At 35.6% G+C, this 15,046-nt stretch carries 14 protein-coding genes, 2 pseudogenes and 1 other annotated feature; of the genes and pseudogenes, 4 read left to right on the top strand and 12 right to left on the bottom strand.

Annotated elements, in window-relative coordinates; translation table 11 throughout:
• Positions 1-181 precede the first annotated feature (181 nt).
• The 9 genes and pseudogenes from V6Z54_RS04290 to V6Z54_RS04250 all read right to left on the bottom strand — a co-directional run bounded on the left by V6Z54_RS04290 (position 182) and on the right by V6Z54_RS04250 (position 9,103).
• The gene (locus V6Z54_RS04290; protein ID WP_099662968.1) at positions 182-874 is read right to left on the bottom strand and encodes a toll/interleukin-1 receptor domain-containing protein; all 693 of its coding nucleotides are present in this window, start codon (positions 872-874) and stop codon (positions 182-184) included.
• Positions 875-1,493: 619 nt separating this feature from the next.
• The gene (locus V6Z54_RS04285) at positions 1,494-1,709 is read right to left on the bottom strand and encodes a hypothetical protein (protein ID WP_269104182.1); all 216 of its coding nucleotides are present in this window, start codon (positions 1,707-1,709) and stop codon (positions 1,494-1,496) included.
• Positions 1,685-2,089 (bottom strand): hypothetical protein, encoded by a 405-nt coding sequence (locus V6Z54_RS04280; RefSeq protein ID WP_338527740.1) that lies wholly within the window; start codon positions 2,087-2,089, stop codon positions 1,685-1,687. The genes V6Z54_RS04285 and V6Z54_RS04280 overlap by 25 nt, the downstream gene beginning before the upstream one ends.
• A 429-nt stretch (positions 2,090-2,518) precedes the next feature.
• On the bottom strand, positions 2,519-4,081 hold the full coding sequence (locus V6Z54_RS04275) for a caspase family protein (protein WP_099662970.1): 1,563 nt from the start codon (positions 4,079-4,081) through the stop codon (positions 2,519-2,521).
• A gap of 239 nt (positions 4,082-4,320) precedes the next feature.
• On the bottom strand, positions 4,321-4,449 hold the full coding sequence (locus V6Z54_RS04270) for a hypothetical protein (RefSeq protein ID WP_269104181.1): 129 nt from the start codon (positions 4,447-4,449) through the stop codon (positions 4,321-4,323).
• On the bottom strand, positions 4,442-4,918 hold the full coding sequence (locus V6Z54_RS04265) for a YbaK/EbsC family protein (RefSeq protein ID WP_212040323.1): 477 nt from the start codon (positions 4,916-4,918) through the stop codon (positions 4,442-4,444). Before V6Z54_RS04265 ends, V6Z54_RS04270 begins: the two co-directional genes overlap by 8 nt.
• A gap of 2 nt (positions 4,919-4,920) precedes the next feature.
• Positions 4,921-6,007: pseudogene (locus V6Z54_RS04260) on the bottom strand (AraC family transcriptional regulator).
• Positions 6,008-7,669: a 2-isopropylmalate synthase gene (locus V6Z54_RS04255; RefSeq protein WP_041087042.1), complete on the bottom strand. Its 1,662-nt coding sequence runs from the start codon at positions 7,667-7,669 to the stop codon at positions 6,008-6,010.
• Positions 7,670-7,725: 56 nt separating this feature from the next.
• Positions 7,726-7,989, bottom strand: a binding site (T-box leader).
• A 226-nt stretch (positions 7,990-8,215) separates the two neighbouring features.
• Positions 8,216-9,103, bottom strand: coding sequence for an AraC family transcriptional regulator (locus V6Z54_RS04250; protein ID WP_041087044.1), 888 nt, complete (start codon positions 9,101-9,103; stop codon positions 8,216-8,218).
• A 215-nt stretch (positions 9,104-9,318) separates the two neighbouring features.
• Here V6Z54_RS04250 and V6Z54_RS04245 point away from each other — a divergent pair, with 215 nt between their 5' ends.
• Complete coding sequence (locus tag V6Z54_RS04245) at positions 9,319-10,191, top strand: AraC family transcriptional regulator (RefSeq protein ID WP_041087046.1); 873 nt, start codon at positions 9,319-9,321, stop codon at positions 10,189-10,191.
• 13 nt (positions 10,192-10,204) lie between these two features.
• Complete coding sequence (locus V6Z54_RS04240; RefSeq protein ID WP_041087048.1) at positions 10,205-10,777, top strand: GNAT family protein; 573 nt, start codon at positions 10,205-10,207, stop codon at positions 10,775-10,777.
• Positions 10,778-10,927: 150 nt separating this feature from the next.
• Here V6Z54_RS04240 and V6Z54_RS04235 read toward each other — a convergent pair whose 3' ends face one another.
• Positions 10,928-11,494 carry a GNAT family protein gene (locus V6Z54_RS04235; RefSeq protein WP_073979917.1) on the bottom strand — a complete coding sequence of 189 codons (567 nt, stop codon included), beginning with the start codon at positions 11,492-11,494 and terminating at the stop codon, positions 10,928-10,930.
• Between the two features lie 4 nt (positions 11,495-11,498).
• On the bottom strand, positions 11,499-11,684 hold the full coding sequence (locus V6Z54_RS04230) for a hypothetical protein (protein ID WP_041087052.1): 186 nt from the start codon (positions 11,682-11,684) through the stop codon (positions 11,499-11,501).
• Positions 11,685-11,863: 179 nt separating this feature from the next.
• Here V6Z54_RS04230 and V6Z54_RS04225 point away from each other — a divergent pair.
• Positions 11,864-12,409: pseudogene (locus tag V6Z54_RS04225) on the top strand (sigma-70 family RNA polymerase sigma factor).
• The gene (locus V6Z54_RS04220; protein WP_338527739.1) at positions 12,378-13,823 is read left to right on the top strand and encodes a DUF4179 domain-containing protein; all 1,446 of its coding nucleotides are present in this window, start codon (positions 12,378-12,380) and stop codon (positions 13,821-13,823) included. Before V6Z54_RS04225 ends, V6Z54_RS04220 begins: the two are co-directional and overlap by 32 nt.
• Positions 13,824-13,841: 18 nt before the next feature.
• On the opposite strand, the gene V6Z54_RS04215 is transcribed toward V6Z54_RS04220, so the two are convergent.
• Positions 13,842-15,029: an MFS transporter gene (locus V6Z54_RS04215; RefSeq protein ID WP_338527738.1), complete on the bottom strand. Its 1,188-nt coding sequence runs from the start codon at positions 15,027-15,029 to the stop codon at positions 13,842-13,844.
• Between the last annotated feature and the right edge of the window lie 17 nt (positions 15,030-15,046).

Below are 15,046 nucleotides of genomic sequence, written 5' to 3'. Positions count from 1 at the left end.
TATTTAATTTTCATAATGGACGTATCTTTTATTGTTCTTAATTTTTCTAGGATGTATAGTCGTATCAAGACTCATTCAAAAGTATTAAATTAGTGGTGAAACGGATTACTTAATCCTAGCAAGGCATTAATAAATCCAATGTGTATGTAGGTAAACTGATTTTTATACTATTTTTATATAATTATACAGCAACTAATTCTGCTAATTTATCCGCAACTTCTTCTATTGATTCCTCAATAGTGCTTAAGCCACTCCGCGAGCCAAGTAACGGACTAACTTCACGTAAATCTTCAAAAGTCGTATCATGTATAATTGGTACAAGCAAATCACGAGCAAGCAAAGCTGAAAGTTCTTTATCTGCTACTCCTTCTCTTTTAACACGTTCAAGAAATGAGGGTGTGACCAATACAATACCAACACGAGATTTTACCAATCCTTTATCAATTTCACGAAGTAATGACGAACCTAACAGAACATCCTTTTCACTGAACCAAACAGTTACACCTTTAGATTCAAGTATGTCGTGTAATTCTTTGGCTGCCCCTTTACGGTCGTCCCAAGCGTGACAGAGAAAAACATCTCGTAGATCTGGCAATTCTGAACGCTTCTCAACATTTTCTCGTACAGGAGTAAGCGTTCGAATTTCCGCAGGGGTATATAGAATAGTAGAGCCTGCTGACGACCAACGTGCTTTTGTCCTGGTTTGTCCTCCACCACTGCTACGGCTTGTCGAACTGCTGGATAGTGAGGAAAATGAGGAAGGATACGAGGAATGAGAGTGATAACCTCGGTAACCACCTCCGCCACAAGCTGGACAGCTTGCTCTTCCACTTGCTGTACGATGACCATTAACTGGTGCTGTGCATCTTACCATAATTTTAACCCTCCTAATTTTAAAGAAAAATTTTATTCATCTGATTGTTATTAAAATTTCGATTTCTAACTTCCGTTATTATACCACTTGCGCAATTACAAATCTATTTATTTTCCAGTACTGCATATTTCTAGAATTGAGAATTTCCACTAGTATAATGAGTCGTGTGAACAGTAGTAAGAAGTGTTTAGAAGTAGATAACCGTTATCAAAGTGGTGCATTAATAAAAACAATATAAGTGGCAGTCCCATGCAACTTCCGATTTAACTAGTGTCTGCTTATCAACGGTATTGCACTATATTGTATTGGCGAAGTACTGAGTGGGAATAATTCACTAGGGTGATTAGAAGTGAAAACGTTGATTTGACGGTGATAGGCTCTAAACCAAAATCCTGCCAGAGGAAGCGGAGAAAAAAGAGGGGTATTGTGTGAAAACCAATCTCTCTCTTTTTAAAGACCTGTTTATCAGAATTATTGCGATTATTAAGTTAGTAATATTAATTTTTATCAACATTTTGGTATCATCTCGTTTCTAATAAGAGATAAAAAAAACAGTAAACCCTTAAGAGATTACTGCTTGAATATCTGGAATTAAACTTGTTCGAAAAATTGAGTTTTTCTATTTTCCACTAGGGAAGTATACTTGAGACATGATTCTTATTATTGGTTCCTCTGGGTTTTCTACTTGAATATCCAGTATTTCTCTCATTAAAGCCATACAGAATTTTGTTCCTACTTCTTCAGTGATGATATCTTTTAAATAAATAATATTATCATCATATTTTTCGGGAAAGTTCACATCAAAATAGGTCATTTTTTGTTTTTTTCTTCCCATATTCTATATTTCACTGTACCTTTACCATCAATTTTTAGTTTAATACACTTGTTTAAGAATTTATCTATTTGTCCTACTTTACTCCATGTAGCTAAGTTTTTATTTATATATACTTCATCCCAAGTGTCAAAGATGGGAAAGTGCAATAATAAATTCCTTATAAAACTAAATAAATCATCTGCAATAACACCTTCAAAATGAGGTCTCCCACCTTTTTTCATCCATTCAAGATAGATTTTTATTGGCTCATAGCTTAATAGTTCTTTGTATATTGAGAAAGCTTCCCTCAGTTTAAAAAATCTTGCATTTGCTTTTTTATTGAGAAAATCATCATTAACAATTTCTTCAAATAAATTATAGAATCTATTATAAAATAGCAACAATGCTTCTTTTTCTTGTTCATTAGGCTTTATTGACTCTATTTTGCTCCCCTCCTTGCAGAATATAACTTATCTTTGTTGCCTAATTTCTATACTAGCTAATAATCAAAATTTCAATAACATTGTTTTCCAATAATTTCAACAGAATGGTAGTATAGATTTTCGATTAAGAGAATTTCATATTGAAGAATTTTTACCAAGTAACAGTAAATCTAATGGAGTCTTTCCACCCACTGTTGTACTTCTATCAGTGAAATTTGAGAGAATCAAATCTAAGAAAGGGATATATTCTTGTATCAAATTCCCTATTTAAGGGGAGGATCTAATGATCACATTGTTTTCTCATAATTGAACAGTTATTAGTTTAAAGCTTTTAGAATTTTAAAAAACGTACAAATATAAAGACCTTATCTATAAAAATATTTTCATTTATTGATCTGATGAACTATATAGCCAAGAGCTAACTAGTTGTTCTTCTGTGAGGAGGTTTTCTAATTCTTTATAATATCTATCTTTAGTAATATTCATACATGCAATTCTATTATCAAAAGTCCTTGTAGTTAAACCATGATCATTATAAAACAAGGTAAAATCATGAATTGTTCCTGCAAGCCCTGAACAAGCTAAGGACCAATTTTTCAATTCTTTGGGAGGGAGATCAAGTTCTGATACTGCAAAATACCATTTATCAATAAATGGCACTAGTTTGTTCAATTCTTGCACAAATTCATCCTCAGTTTTTGTTTCATTTAAAAACTCATTATAATTTCTAATAACCTTTTCTGATAAAGAGATTAGATTGCTAATTATTTCTTTAGTTTGTGATATAACAGAGATTTCTTCACCTGTATTATCTTGTTGAAATATTTTCAAGGTGTTGTAGTAAGTATGGAAATTAAAATGTATGTCATTTATAATTTCGCATGTGCCAGATAATCTATACCACCAATTTTTGTCTTGAGTTTCATCTACCCAAGTTGTATGACAAATATAATTAGTATTAATTATATCAAATTCATCTCTACCAAAATAGGAGAAGATAATATTTGGTGTTTTATTTTTCCATTTATTTTCTTCGCGTTTATCTTTATATATTTCTAACCCACTTACTCTTTTAACTATTTCATGATTTATATTGGAAATTTTTTCAAATGAAAAAGGGCTTTTTAGAATTATTTTAACTGAATATCTTTTTGCTATAGAGCTATGCGATGGTTCTACATCATAAATAATATAATCTTCAGATTCATAATAATAAGTTTCTGATTGATAAGGGGTGTATGCTTCAACGGGAAATAGTATTGTTCCACCTATATTTGCCCTAAAAATAGGTTTCTGCATTATATCCGGATTGTTTTTATTCCAAATATCCAAGTATAGAAAAAGTAATTTTTGAATATCATACAAAGATTTGTTTCCCTTTTTGATTAATAATCTATCTGTGAGAGCTTCACATAGAAAACTTGTAAATAAGCTAAGTGGTTTAGCTGGGTGTCCCCAAGAATATTGAGTAGCATTACTTGAGGAAATAACTGCATACCCTGTTCCAAAAAAATCAATAACGTTTGCGTTTAAATCAAAAACAGAAGTTTCTTCAACTCTAAAATTTCCAGACATGCAACTATCTAAAATTATTAACTTATTTTTAGAAGATATAGAGTCTAAAAATTTAATAATTACTTGTGTACTAATTGGTTTGTCGCTAAATAATAAATGGTGCTCATCAGGTAAGTTTCCTCCATGTCCAGAGAAGTACAAAATAAAAGTATCATCTTCTTTAATATTGGCTATCATAAGATGGAGTGTTTCAATAAAATCTGATGTATTAACAACACCTTCATTACCTAATGTGAAAATATTTTCTTTTTCTACTGATAATCCATCAATCAAAGCTTTAGTAACAGCTGCTATATCATTAACACAAAAGGGAAGATCGCTTTGCCTGATAGCTGAATAATCACTCACTCCAACAACTAATGCTTTAATTGGCATAAAATATCAACTCCAGAGATTCTATATATGTTAATATTATAGCACGTTGATTATAGTAGAAATATAGTTTTCATTATTGAAAAGACGCTCAAAATAAATGTCTGATTTGGTTTGTCTTCTATAAGATAGGGGAGAAGTGATAAACCTTTATTCAAAACGAAAGCTGAAATAAGAAATCATTCCAGCTTTCTGATTTATTAAAATCAGTGGCACAGTCGTGGTACACTTTTTATCAATTTTCATGTTTTTATAGTTTTTAATACTTCCTGAAATCCTAAAAGAGCTAGAAACCTTTGTGTATCAAGGGTTTCTAGCTCTTTTTTATGTTTAATTGCACTTGTTCCTTCCATTTTATTGTGTTCATTCATCATTCCATCCTTTACACACATCAATCCATTGTGAATAACCGGAGTGTTTTTCTAATTGTTTTATTGTGAGTTCAATAGCACTGTTACTGCTCCCGCAGGCTGGATAGACTGTCTCAAAACGTTTTAGTGAAATATCTAAATAAACAGAAACGCCATTCTTTGTAGCGAAAGGACATACTCCGCCAATTTCATGACCGACCAAGTCAACAACCTCATGAGGAGAAAGCATTTTAGCTTTTGTTTTAAAATATTCCTTGAATTTTTTATTATCAACTTTTGCATCGCCAGAGGTCACAACTAAAATAGCTTGTCCATTTACTAGAAAGGAGAGTGTTTTTGCGATTCTTTCAGGTTCGCAGCCCAGTGCAGAAGCAGCCAAGTCTACGGTTGCACTAGATACTGAAAATTCTTGAATTCGAGTATCCATATCATATTGTTTAAAATAATCTTTTACTTTTTTGATTGACATGATCATTTCTCCTTTTTATTTGTATTGATTTGACATGATCTATTTTTTAAACGATATTGATGTGGTGTTAGGTGATACTTTTTCTTAAATAAACGAATGAAATGCTCTGCATTTTGATAACCAACGGCTGCCGCAATATGATCTACTTGTAAATGGCTACCAGTGAGCATTTCGCAGGCTTTTTCCAATCTTATTTCTTGTCGAATCTCACGAAAAGATTTGCCAAGCTTACGAGCTATATATTGACAGATAAGATTGTGAAAGGTTAAATTTCTCTGCCATCTCTTGGATGGTGATATGCTCACAACATTGCTGAATATATTGTAGCATTTGAATCATACGTATATCACTAGATTGTTTGACCTGATTGACGTTCATATGGCTTGGTTTGAATCTTAATAAGAGACATAATAATATCTCAAACAAATTATTCATAATCAACTGGTAACTAGGGAACCGATTATAATTTTCTGCAAATAGTTGAAGAGAGCAGTCTAGCAAATGTTTATCCAAGTGACTATGGAAAATAAGAATATTTTTATTTTCTTTTATATACAATGCATTCAAAAAGAACTCTGAAATGACATGATTTCCTTTTAACATTTTAAAAAACACTTTTTGAAAAGTACTCTTACGGATCATGATTTGCATGGCGATTGTATTCTCCATTACAATTGGCTTGTGTATTGTGTTAGGTGGGATAAAGGCAATATCTCCTGATTTTAAAGCCATTTTTTTGCCTTCCACTTCTACATACATCTCATTTTCCAGAACATAGATCATCTCAAAGAAATCATGGATAGCCGACAATTGGGGCATAAAACGGCTATACTTTCTCACTTCGATATCTTTCTCCTGATCTAACCACATGGTATCTTCCTTTTCAAATTCATTCTGTCCTTTTAGCAAAAATTCTTCTATATATATTTGTTTATGCATTAGACTGTGTTTATCATAATCCTTCAAAAATAATTGCAATGATGTATTGTCATGCTTATTCTGTTGGTATTGTTGATAAAAGATTTCTTGTTCGTTATATTCTCTTAAATATTGCATCACTTCATGTTTTTCAAGTTTATCTTTTTCCATCTACATCCAAACCTCTAGTTTATTTACTGCCACCACCAGGGCCTTCACTGTTGCTTCTATAATATCTTTATCAATTCCCGCACCCCAATGCATTTTTCCTTGAGATGAAATTCCAATCTGTGCACAGGCTTTTGCTTCGGAATCCTTGCCCAAAGAATTCTGTTCATAGACTTCCAAAACATACTCGAGATGAAAATATGCTTTTAACGCATTACTGATGGCATCTAAACTTCCAGTGCCAGTTCCTTGTATGTCAATTTGTTGCTGATCTCTCAGCAAAGTTAAGGTGACTTCCTGCTTATTTCCCTTATTAAATTGATAATCAAGCAGCTGGAAATGAGGGTGAAAATCAACATACTGCTTTTCAAAAACATGATATATTTCTTCGATAGACAATTCCCTATTTGTCTGATCAGATACTTTTTTCGCTGCATATCCCATGGCTTCATTCATTTGATAAGGAAGTTTAATGCCATAATTTGTTTCTAGTATATAGCCTATGCCGCCTTTTCCAGACTGGCTATTAATTCGAATCACATCCGTTTGATAGTTCCTCCCCAAGTCAACTGGATCTACTGGGATATACGGAACGTCCCATTTATCAACATTATTTTCTTTTCTATATTTCATCCCTTTAGATATCGCATCTTGATGTGACCCAGAGAATGCGGTGAAAACCATCTCCCCAGAATAGGGCTGCCTCTCAGGAACAGTGATTTTTGTTAGTTTTTCATATTTTTCACGAATAGCTTCTAGGTTATTGAAATTCAATTTTGGATCATAACCTTGTGAATACATATTCATCGCCAAGGTAATCAAGTCTACGTTCCCTGTACGTTCACCGATACCAAATAATGTACCTTCGACTCTTTCTGCGCCAGCCAGAACACCAAATTCTGCATCACTCACCCCAGAGCCACGGTCATTATGAGGATGAACAGATAATGTCACACTGTCTCGGTAAGACAGATTTTTGTGTATATACTCAATCTGACTTGCAAAGATATGAGGCATTGAATATTCAACTGTTGTCGGAATATTGATGATTGCTTTATGATTTGGTGTCGGTTTCCAAATATCTAAAACACTATTACAAATATCTAACGCATAATCAACTTCTGTTCCTGGAAAGCTTTCTGGACTATATTGAAAATAAATATCACTATTTGTTTTTTCGGCAAGTTCTTTTACTAAAATAGCTCCATCAATGGCAATTTGTTTAATTTCATCTTTTGTTTTCTTAAATACTTGTCTGCGCTGCGCTTCTGAAGTCGAATTATATAAATGAACAATCGCTTTCGGCACCCCCTTAATGGCTTCGAAGGTTCGGCGGATAATATGCTCTCTCGCTTGCGTAATCACCATAATCGTGACATCGTCTGGAATCATATGATGATCAATCAGTGTCCGTAACAGCCTAAACTCCGTATCAGAAGCAGCTGGAAATGCGATTTCAATTTCTTTAAAACCGATCTCTACTAGTAACTGAAACATTTCCAATTTCTCTTCTAAGTTCATAGGAATAGGTAATGCTTGATTACCATCCCGTAAGTCCACACTGCACCATATCGGAGCACTTTCTAATGTTTCTTTCTTCACCCAATCATAAGTAAGGTTCGGTGGCAAAAAGTATTTCTTTTCGTATTTTTTGTGATTAAACATCATCGATTCCTCCTGTAATTGGAATATAAAAAAAGCCTTTCATCCCCAAGATTTAACTTGGAGACGAAAGACTACTTCTTACGCGGTACCACCCCTGTTTCATGATAAACAAACATTATCATGCCCTTATTCGGATACAGATTGTTTGATCTTATATCCTTCCCATATAACGGTGGGGTGCCGACCTTAACTACATCAATCCTTTTCATTTCACTAAGGCTACTCTAAGGTGAGTTCCCTGCCTTTTGTTATTGCTTCTCATCAGCCAGCAACTTTCTGAAAACATTTCGGCAAGTACTATTCCTTATCATCGCATTCTAATTTTTCTGATTTTTTCTATTATACCAAGTCTATAAAAAAGAGATAGTGACAGGGATATCTTTTTCAATTGATTTTTTTTGTCCTATGGATGTCTTATCTTCATTTTTAATCCTCTTCACCAAATAAAAATCCAAGGCCACAAATAAAGGTGAGTGAATTCATAGCGAACAATAAAATCGCACCAATTTTTTTTATGGCAATTAACCTCCTCTTAAATTCAGTCTGCTAGCCTTCAAAATTTAAATTCACTGGTTCATCCTCTAAATGATCCACAGTATTTTGTTCTGTCACTGGCACACTTTCATCTACCGTTTTAAAACGAAGTTCGTCCATCCAAATTTGACCTTGACCATGTAGTAATATGCCAAACGCAATCACTTCACTTTTTACTGGAACATCCAATACTACACTAAAATGATTCCATCCATTTGTTCCTGTAATGGGGCGGTTCATCATGTTGTCAAACGCAAGAACTTCACCTGAAGAATGATCTATTCTCATCCATAAACCAGCTGAACCTTTCACATCTTCGCTTTTGACAAAAGCAGAAAATTGAAGGCGTTCTCCTCGGTAACGATCAGACTTGATTTGCTGCATCAATGTCGCGAATCCTCGTGCTTTTTCATCCTTTGATTTCAGGTAAGCTGAGGTAGTACCACTGTGTACAATTCTGTTATCCAAACCTGTTTCATAATCAGATGGGGTATCCCCCGTCATAATCCAGCCAGTAGGTGTGTTCTGATGATCAGCCATATCTGTTTCCTCCTCATCAATGACATTCCTTAGTAACTTCCGATAACGTGCGGGTGACATGTCATATATCTTCTTAAAGGCTCTAGTAAAGGATTCCTGTGAACCAAATCGATACTGCAATGCGATATCAATCGCCCTTTGGTCTGTATGAATTAAATCCTTCGCCGCTTGGGTCATCCGTCGTTCCCTTATATAATCCACAACTGATTTCTTAATCACTCTTTTGAACAAACGGTGAATGTGAAACCTAGAATAACCAGCGTGTTTCGCTAGAGTTTGAAGCGGTAAATCATCTTTCAGATGCTGTTCAATATAATTTAATGTTTCTTGAATCGTTTTCTCATGTTCTTGATAGGACAACCGAGCACCTCCTTGCCTTACGAGTTTAGTATAGCGCAAATGCTTTTGAGGAAACTTGACTTTTTGTGCTATGTTCAATATCAAAGAATAGAGACAGAAATACAAGCTTTTTAAGAAAAAATAAGTGAGAGGCTATTAAAAAATAAACAATTAGCACAAATGATCAAAAAAAAGATGAGGTAAGTAATAAAATAAAGATAGAGGGGGGAGAAACAATGGATTACTATGAGAGAATACAACATTCGATAGAGTTTATTGAGGAGAATCTCCAAAACAATATAAGTATAAAGGATATTTCCTCGAAATCCTGCTTTTCAGCGTTTCATTTTCAGCGTCTGTTTCAAGCTATTACAGGTTTTTCTGTGCAAGAGTATATCAGAAATAGAAGGCTTTCTGAAGCTGCTAGGTTACTGAAAGAAACAAAACAGAACATTTTACACATAGCGATTGCTTTCCAATATGGCTCTCAAGAAGCGTTTACTCGTGCTTTTTTACAATTCTTTGGGGTGACACCAGGTAGGTTTAGAAAAGAGGAAATGGTGTTAAAGCAACAAAACAAAATGGATTTTTTAGCGTACCAATCTAAGCTAGACAGTGAACTCAATATGAATAAACCTGTTATCACTCAATTAGGCAATTTTTATATCATTGGTTACGAGTATCAAACTAATCTTCAAAACGAGGAATATTTCACTGACATTCCTTTGTTTTATATGGATTTTGGAAAAAAGGAGTATTATCAACAGATTCAAAAGAAAATAGCACCTCATATGGCTTATGGTATATCTACTTCTTTTCAAGATGATGGCCATTTTTCGTTTGTGGTAGGGGAAGAAGTGGAGGATTTCGATATAGAATTAAATGAAGGGTTTGTAAAAATAGTGATTCCTGAGGGGAAATATGCAGAATTTAAAGTGAGTGGATCTCATGAAATGGTGCAAAACACTAGAAGATATATCTATGGTAGCTGGCTTCCAAATTCTAATTATGAAAGAACGAGTGGACCAGATTTTGAAATAACAGATGTCTTACATTCGAATGGCCCGAACGATATCAAAATGAAAATCTATATTCCTATCGAGGAATAAGGGGGATTAAGAGATGCAAATAGAAAGTCTGTTTGGAACTTTTCCTGTAGTTGCGTCAAAGAATATATTGCTAAATAAGGTGGAAGAGCGTCATTTGCCAGAGTTATTTTCAATTTACGACAATGACACAGTCTTTCAGTATTGTGGGATCATTCCCAAACATAATCTCCAAACGGTAAAAAAAATGATTGGACATTTTGAACGAGATTATACGAAGAAAAGCAGAGTGAAATGGGGAATCTTTCAAAAGGATAATCCTCATACGCTAGTTGGTATCATCGAAACAATGGACCTCAATCAAAAAGTGAATATGGTGACGATTGGTTATTTCTTGGCAGAGGAACATTGGGGCAAAGGCATCGCAACAGAAGCTGTCTCTACACTAGTGAAATTTCTTTTTGAAGAGATTGATATTAATAGAATTCAAGCGGAAGTCATGCCAGCAAATGAGGTATCAAAAAAAGTCCTATTGAAAAATGGTTTTATCAAAGAAGGACTGCTTAGACAAGCTATTTTATGGTCTGGCAAAGGAGTTGTTGATCTAGAAATATACAGCATACTGAAAGAGGATTTCATGAGTGAATAAGCAAGATAACATGATGCTGATATGGAGCTTAGGATATCAGCTTTTTTGTTTTGCCATCAATACTAACTTAAATTTGATATGACTCTAAAATGGTTGTAATAGTAAAAATAAAAAAAGCGAGTGAGCATCTCGCTAATTATTGTTATTTATCTATTGTGTATTGTAATCTCTCTTCAAAATCGCATACATATACACATCATCAAACCCATTCTGACCAAGATCATACTCCCGCAATAAACCCTCTCGTACAAAATCAAAGTTCTCCAATAATTGAACTGAAGACGTATTTGCTGGATCAATGATCGCTTCAATCCGATTCAGGTTCATTTCCTGAAATCCATATCGTAGCACCGCAGAAATCGCTTCCTTCATGATGCCTTTTCTCCAATGATCCTGATGCAATTCATAGCCAATTTCCGTGCGGCAGTGCTGTTTTTCTAGATTGAGAAAGCCACAGCTGCCGATGATGGCTGGATTGTCTTTTAGAGAAATGCCCCAGCGGATGCCTGTTTGTTCCTTGAAGATATTGTCATACCACTTGATTTCTCCTTTTGTGTCTTCAATCGTTTCATGAGCATCAATGCCCATGTAGCGGCACACAGTTTCATTGGATAAATAGATATGCATATCCTCAGCGTCTTCGATCGTTGCTTGTTTTAAGATTAGTCTTTCGGTATGTATGGTTGGAAATGTTTGTGGAAAGTTGATTTTGTTCATTTGGTTATCCTCCATGCAATGTCTTTTGTTCTGTACATGCCTTACAATAAAAAACCCCTTCATTCCTCAGCCAAGCCTTCACCTCTGTCATCCCTCGTCTCTTTGGATAGACCAACTTAACGTACACTTCCTCGTTTCCTTCTATTTTTTTCTTACAGCTGGCACACGTAGGTTCTTCAAATCGAAACAATCGACTTACTCCTTTTTGTAGATATTTCTTCCATTATATCAAATGTTCAACATGTTATTTGCGGCTCGTTCTTCACTTTTTCTATTTTTGTCCGACATATGCTAAGGAAAAGAAATTTCCGTTTGTTGAAACCGTTTGAGAGAAACCTTGCTCTAACAGGTGTAGGAGGTGTGAGTGAGATGAAGCAAGTGCGTCTAATTAAAAAAGCACAAAAAGGGAATGTCCCGGCATTTGAGAAATTAATGCTGATGTATCAGGAGCGTTTATATAAAACGGCTTTTCTCTACACAAGAAATAAAGAGGATTCGTTAGATGCTGTTCAAGAAACAGTCATTAAAGCGTTTAAGCATCTATCTGGCTTAAAAGAGCCGGCTTATTTTTCTACCTAGCTGACGCGGATTTTGATTCATACGATTTTTGCGATGAAGAAAAAGCAGCAAGATGTTGTTCCGTTTGAACAGCATCATGAGAGCGTGGAGCGACATGATTTTTTAGAAGACAAGCTCGATTTAAAAAATGCACTTGAAGTGTTAGATGAGCAATATCAGCTCGTGATTCAGCTATTTTATTTTCAAGATTATTCGATTTCAATGATTTCTGAACAGATGGGTGTGCCTGAAGGAACGGTCAAAACTCATTTGTATCGAGCAAGAAAGCTATTAAAGCAAACATTGGAGAAGGAGGAGAGTGTCAATGGAAACAAAAGAAATGAAAAAGCTCTATGATGATATTGGTGTACCAACAGTTGAAGTGACCTCTGCCATTCGTCAAGCCATTGGAGATGTAAAAGCGGAACAAAAAAGACACTGGTTCAAATGGAACTGGAGAACGCCAATATACTCTGCCATTGTTCTCATCGTCCTTTACTTTTCATCAGGTTTCCTTTTTCCTTCTCTTAATACAGCAATGGCACGTGTCCCGATTGTTGGGCAATTTTATATGATGTTTCACGATAAAGTAGGAATGGCTCTTTTTCAGAGTGATTTGGTGAAGCATGTCAATGAGGGGGCTGAATCAAGAGGGGTGACTGTGAAAGTAAACAGTGTGTACTATGATGCCGGGCGGCTTGTTTATACGTTTACGGTGGAGAATCTCCATACAAAAGAAGATTCTGTATCGTTCAGAGTGAATGCAGAAAAAATCGATGGAAACTTCCAACTTAATTATGATAAAACAGAGTTGAAAAAATTAAAAGATGGCCACTATGTTGGGCAGACGGAAGTCTATACAAATGGACAAACGATCAAACAAGGTCAGCAAGTGCCACTTGTCATTTCGAAGATTGGGGATATTGCAGGGAATTGGCGTTTCAAGTTACCTGTGGTCAAGCAAAAAACCACCTTACTAGCGGGACAAAAAGACGTGTCTATTTTAAATGGAAGTTATCAAATAAGAAACGTAAAGGTAGAAAATGGAGTGAATGGCTCTGCTATTCAATATGCCATTGATTACAATGGTTTTGCCAAAGATGATAGAGTTAGTATTGATAGAATGAAGGATAATTTAGGGAATGAGTATGAGCTTGAGATTGGAACCGTTTTAAGAAAAAAACAACTGACTTCTGACAAAACTAGAAAAGATCATTTGACAATTTTGAATCAGCCGATCAATCCAAAGGCGACTGAATTGACATTTTACACAGATGTGAGATACGAACGAGAATACAGCCACATCATTCCTCTCAAGACAAAGCTGCCTGTTCAGTTCAAAACAAAACACCATGGCATCGGAATCAAAATCATTAAGATAGAGCAAAAAGACCGTTCTGTGATTGTTGATTATCAATTTACTGGAGTAGATCAAAAAGAATTAGATCAGGATGTGATGGAGAATATAGGTGAATTCATTGGATTAGGCGATGTTGAAAAGATGAAATCATGGCCCGATCCACAAGCAGACTATGAAAGCGGATATTACTTGAAGGGTAACCATGCGAAGGTGACGAATTTAAAGACAGCTTCCATGCAATCCACCTTTGAATTTGATGATAAGAATTTAGAGACTTTATCATTAAACCATTTTTCTTTTAAAGAATATGGGCTTTATCTTGATTTGACTGAATTGAACATGTTGGCACCACAGAAAGAGATAAAGGTAACCATTCCAGTCAAAAAAGAAACTTCAAAAGCTAGTCAATAAATAAGAGAGCGAACATGATTACACATGTTCGCTTTTTGTCTGTTGTTCTACCAGTCGATGACGATTGAACGAATACCGAATCAACATCAACGCCACAAAACTAGCTATCCCACCAATCCAACTTAAATTCGTTACATTTGTATACTGAATAATCACGCCGCCCATAGACGATCCGAGCATCATGCCGATGTTCATTATCGCTGTATTAAAGCTCAGCACGGTTTCTGATGCATGGGGTTTAAGGGAGATCAGGTAAAACTGTTTCGCTGGTGTTGTTGTCCATGTGGCGACGCCCCAAATGGCAAGCGTGAACAAGACGCTAATTGTAGAGAATTGCGTAAAGAATAAGGTAAAGAGAGCAAACATCTGAATCGTGATGCTGATTGAGATCGTTCGGTTTGGTCCCCATTGATCGACGGCGAAGCCGCCAAAGCGTGAGCCAATAAAAGCAGAAATTCCTAAAATGAGCAAGGCCATGCTTGTCATTTCAAGAGAAAAGCCGGCGCTCTGTCGTAATAATGGGGAGATATAAGCAAAGACCATCGTGTAGCCTAAGATCCAAAAGACCGTCGTTGCTAAGCCGCTGATCACTCTGCGGTCTTGAAGAATGTGTAATTGCTGCTTTAATGGCAGATGAGAATGTCCCTCTATGCGTGGCAGCAATTGATAAAGAAGCATGAAGAGACAAGCCGTACCTAGTGCAATGATGAGAAAAATATAGTGCCAATCCACTTGACCTGATAGAAATGTTCCAATCGGCACACCAAGTACGAGTGAAACGGTGAATCCAGTGATGACCGTCGCCATTGCACTTCCCTTTTTTTCTGGCGGGGCGATCTGCGCTGCATAATTCGTGGCGACGACAATATATAAGCCGCCGCTCATGGCCATAATGACCCGAGATAGCAGGAGCAGCACAAAATGATGGCTGAAAAAGGCGAGCATATTGCCTAAAATAAACACAAAAATAGCCGCTAACAAAACCTTTTTTCGGTTCAGTTTCGACGTTGCCATGACTAAAAAGAGAGCGCCTACTGCATAAAAAAGAGAATAGACGGTGATGAGCTGACCGGCAGCAGGAATGGAGATGTGTAAATCGACAGCAATGATATCTAGAATGCCTGACACGACGAATTCTGATGTGCCTGTGACAAATGAACCGACAGCTAAAAGAACAATCAATAGCTGATGAGATGTGTTTTTCATTTTGAACCCTTCCTTCA

It is taken from the genome of Bacillus sp. MAG717A (assembly GCF_036884855.1).
In the GTDB taxonomy this organism is placed as follows: Bacteria; Bacillota; Bacilli; order Bacillales; family Bacillaceae; genus Bacillus; species Bacillus safensis.
This window is presented reverse-complemented; position numbering and strand designations above follow the sequence as displayed.

Bases quoted from the DNA above. Each gene is read 5' to 3' on its own strand.
- V6Z54_RS04290 (WP_099662968.1), bottom strand. From the start codon at position 874: ATGGTAAGATGCACAGCACCAGTTAATGGTCATCGTACAGCAAGTGGA.
- V6Z54_RS04285 (WP_269104182.1), bottom strand. From the start codon at position 1,709: ATGGGAAGAAAAAAACAAAAAATGACCTATTTTGATGTGAACTTTCCC.
- V6Z54_RS04265 (WP_212040323.1), bottom strand. From the start codon at position 4,918: ATGTCAATCAAAAAAGTAAAAGATTATTTTAAACAATATGATATGGAT.
- V6Z54_RS04240 (WP_041087048.1), top strand. From the start codon at position 10,205: ATGCAAATAGAAAGTCTGTTTGGAACTTTTCCTGTAGTTGCGTCAAAG.
- V6Z54_RS04220 (WP_338527739.1), top strand. From the start codon at position 12,378: ATGGAAACAAAAGAAATGAAAAAGCTCTATGATGATATTGGTGTACCA.
- V6Z54_RS04215 (WP_338527738.1), bottom strand. From the start codon at position 15,029: ATGAAAAACACATCTCATCAGCTATTGATTGTTCTTTTAGCTGTCGGT.
- V6Z54_RS04235 (WP_073979917.1), bottom strand. From the start codon at position 11,494: ATGAACAAAATCAACTTTCCACAAACATTTCCAACCATACATACCGAA.
- V6Z54_RS04245 (WP_041087046.1), top strand. From the start codon at position 9,319: ATGGATTACTATGAGAGAATACAACATTCGATAGAGTTTATTGAGGAG.
- V6Z54_RS04270 (WP_269104181.1), bottom strand. From the start codon at position 4,449: ATGAATGAACACAATAAAATGGAAGGAACAAGTGCAATTAAACATAAA.
- V6Z54_RS04255 (WP_041087042.1), bottom strand. From the start codon at position 7,669: ATGTTTAATCACAAAAAATACGAAAAGAAATACTTTTTGCCACCGAAC.
- V6Z54_RS04275 (WP_099662970.1), bottom strand. From the start codon at position 4,081: ATGCCAATTAAAGCATTAGTTGTTGGAGTGAGTGATTATTCAGCTATC.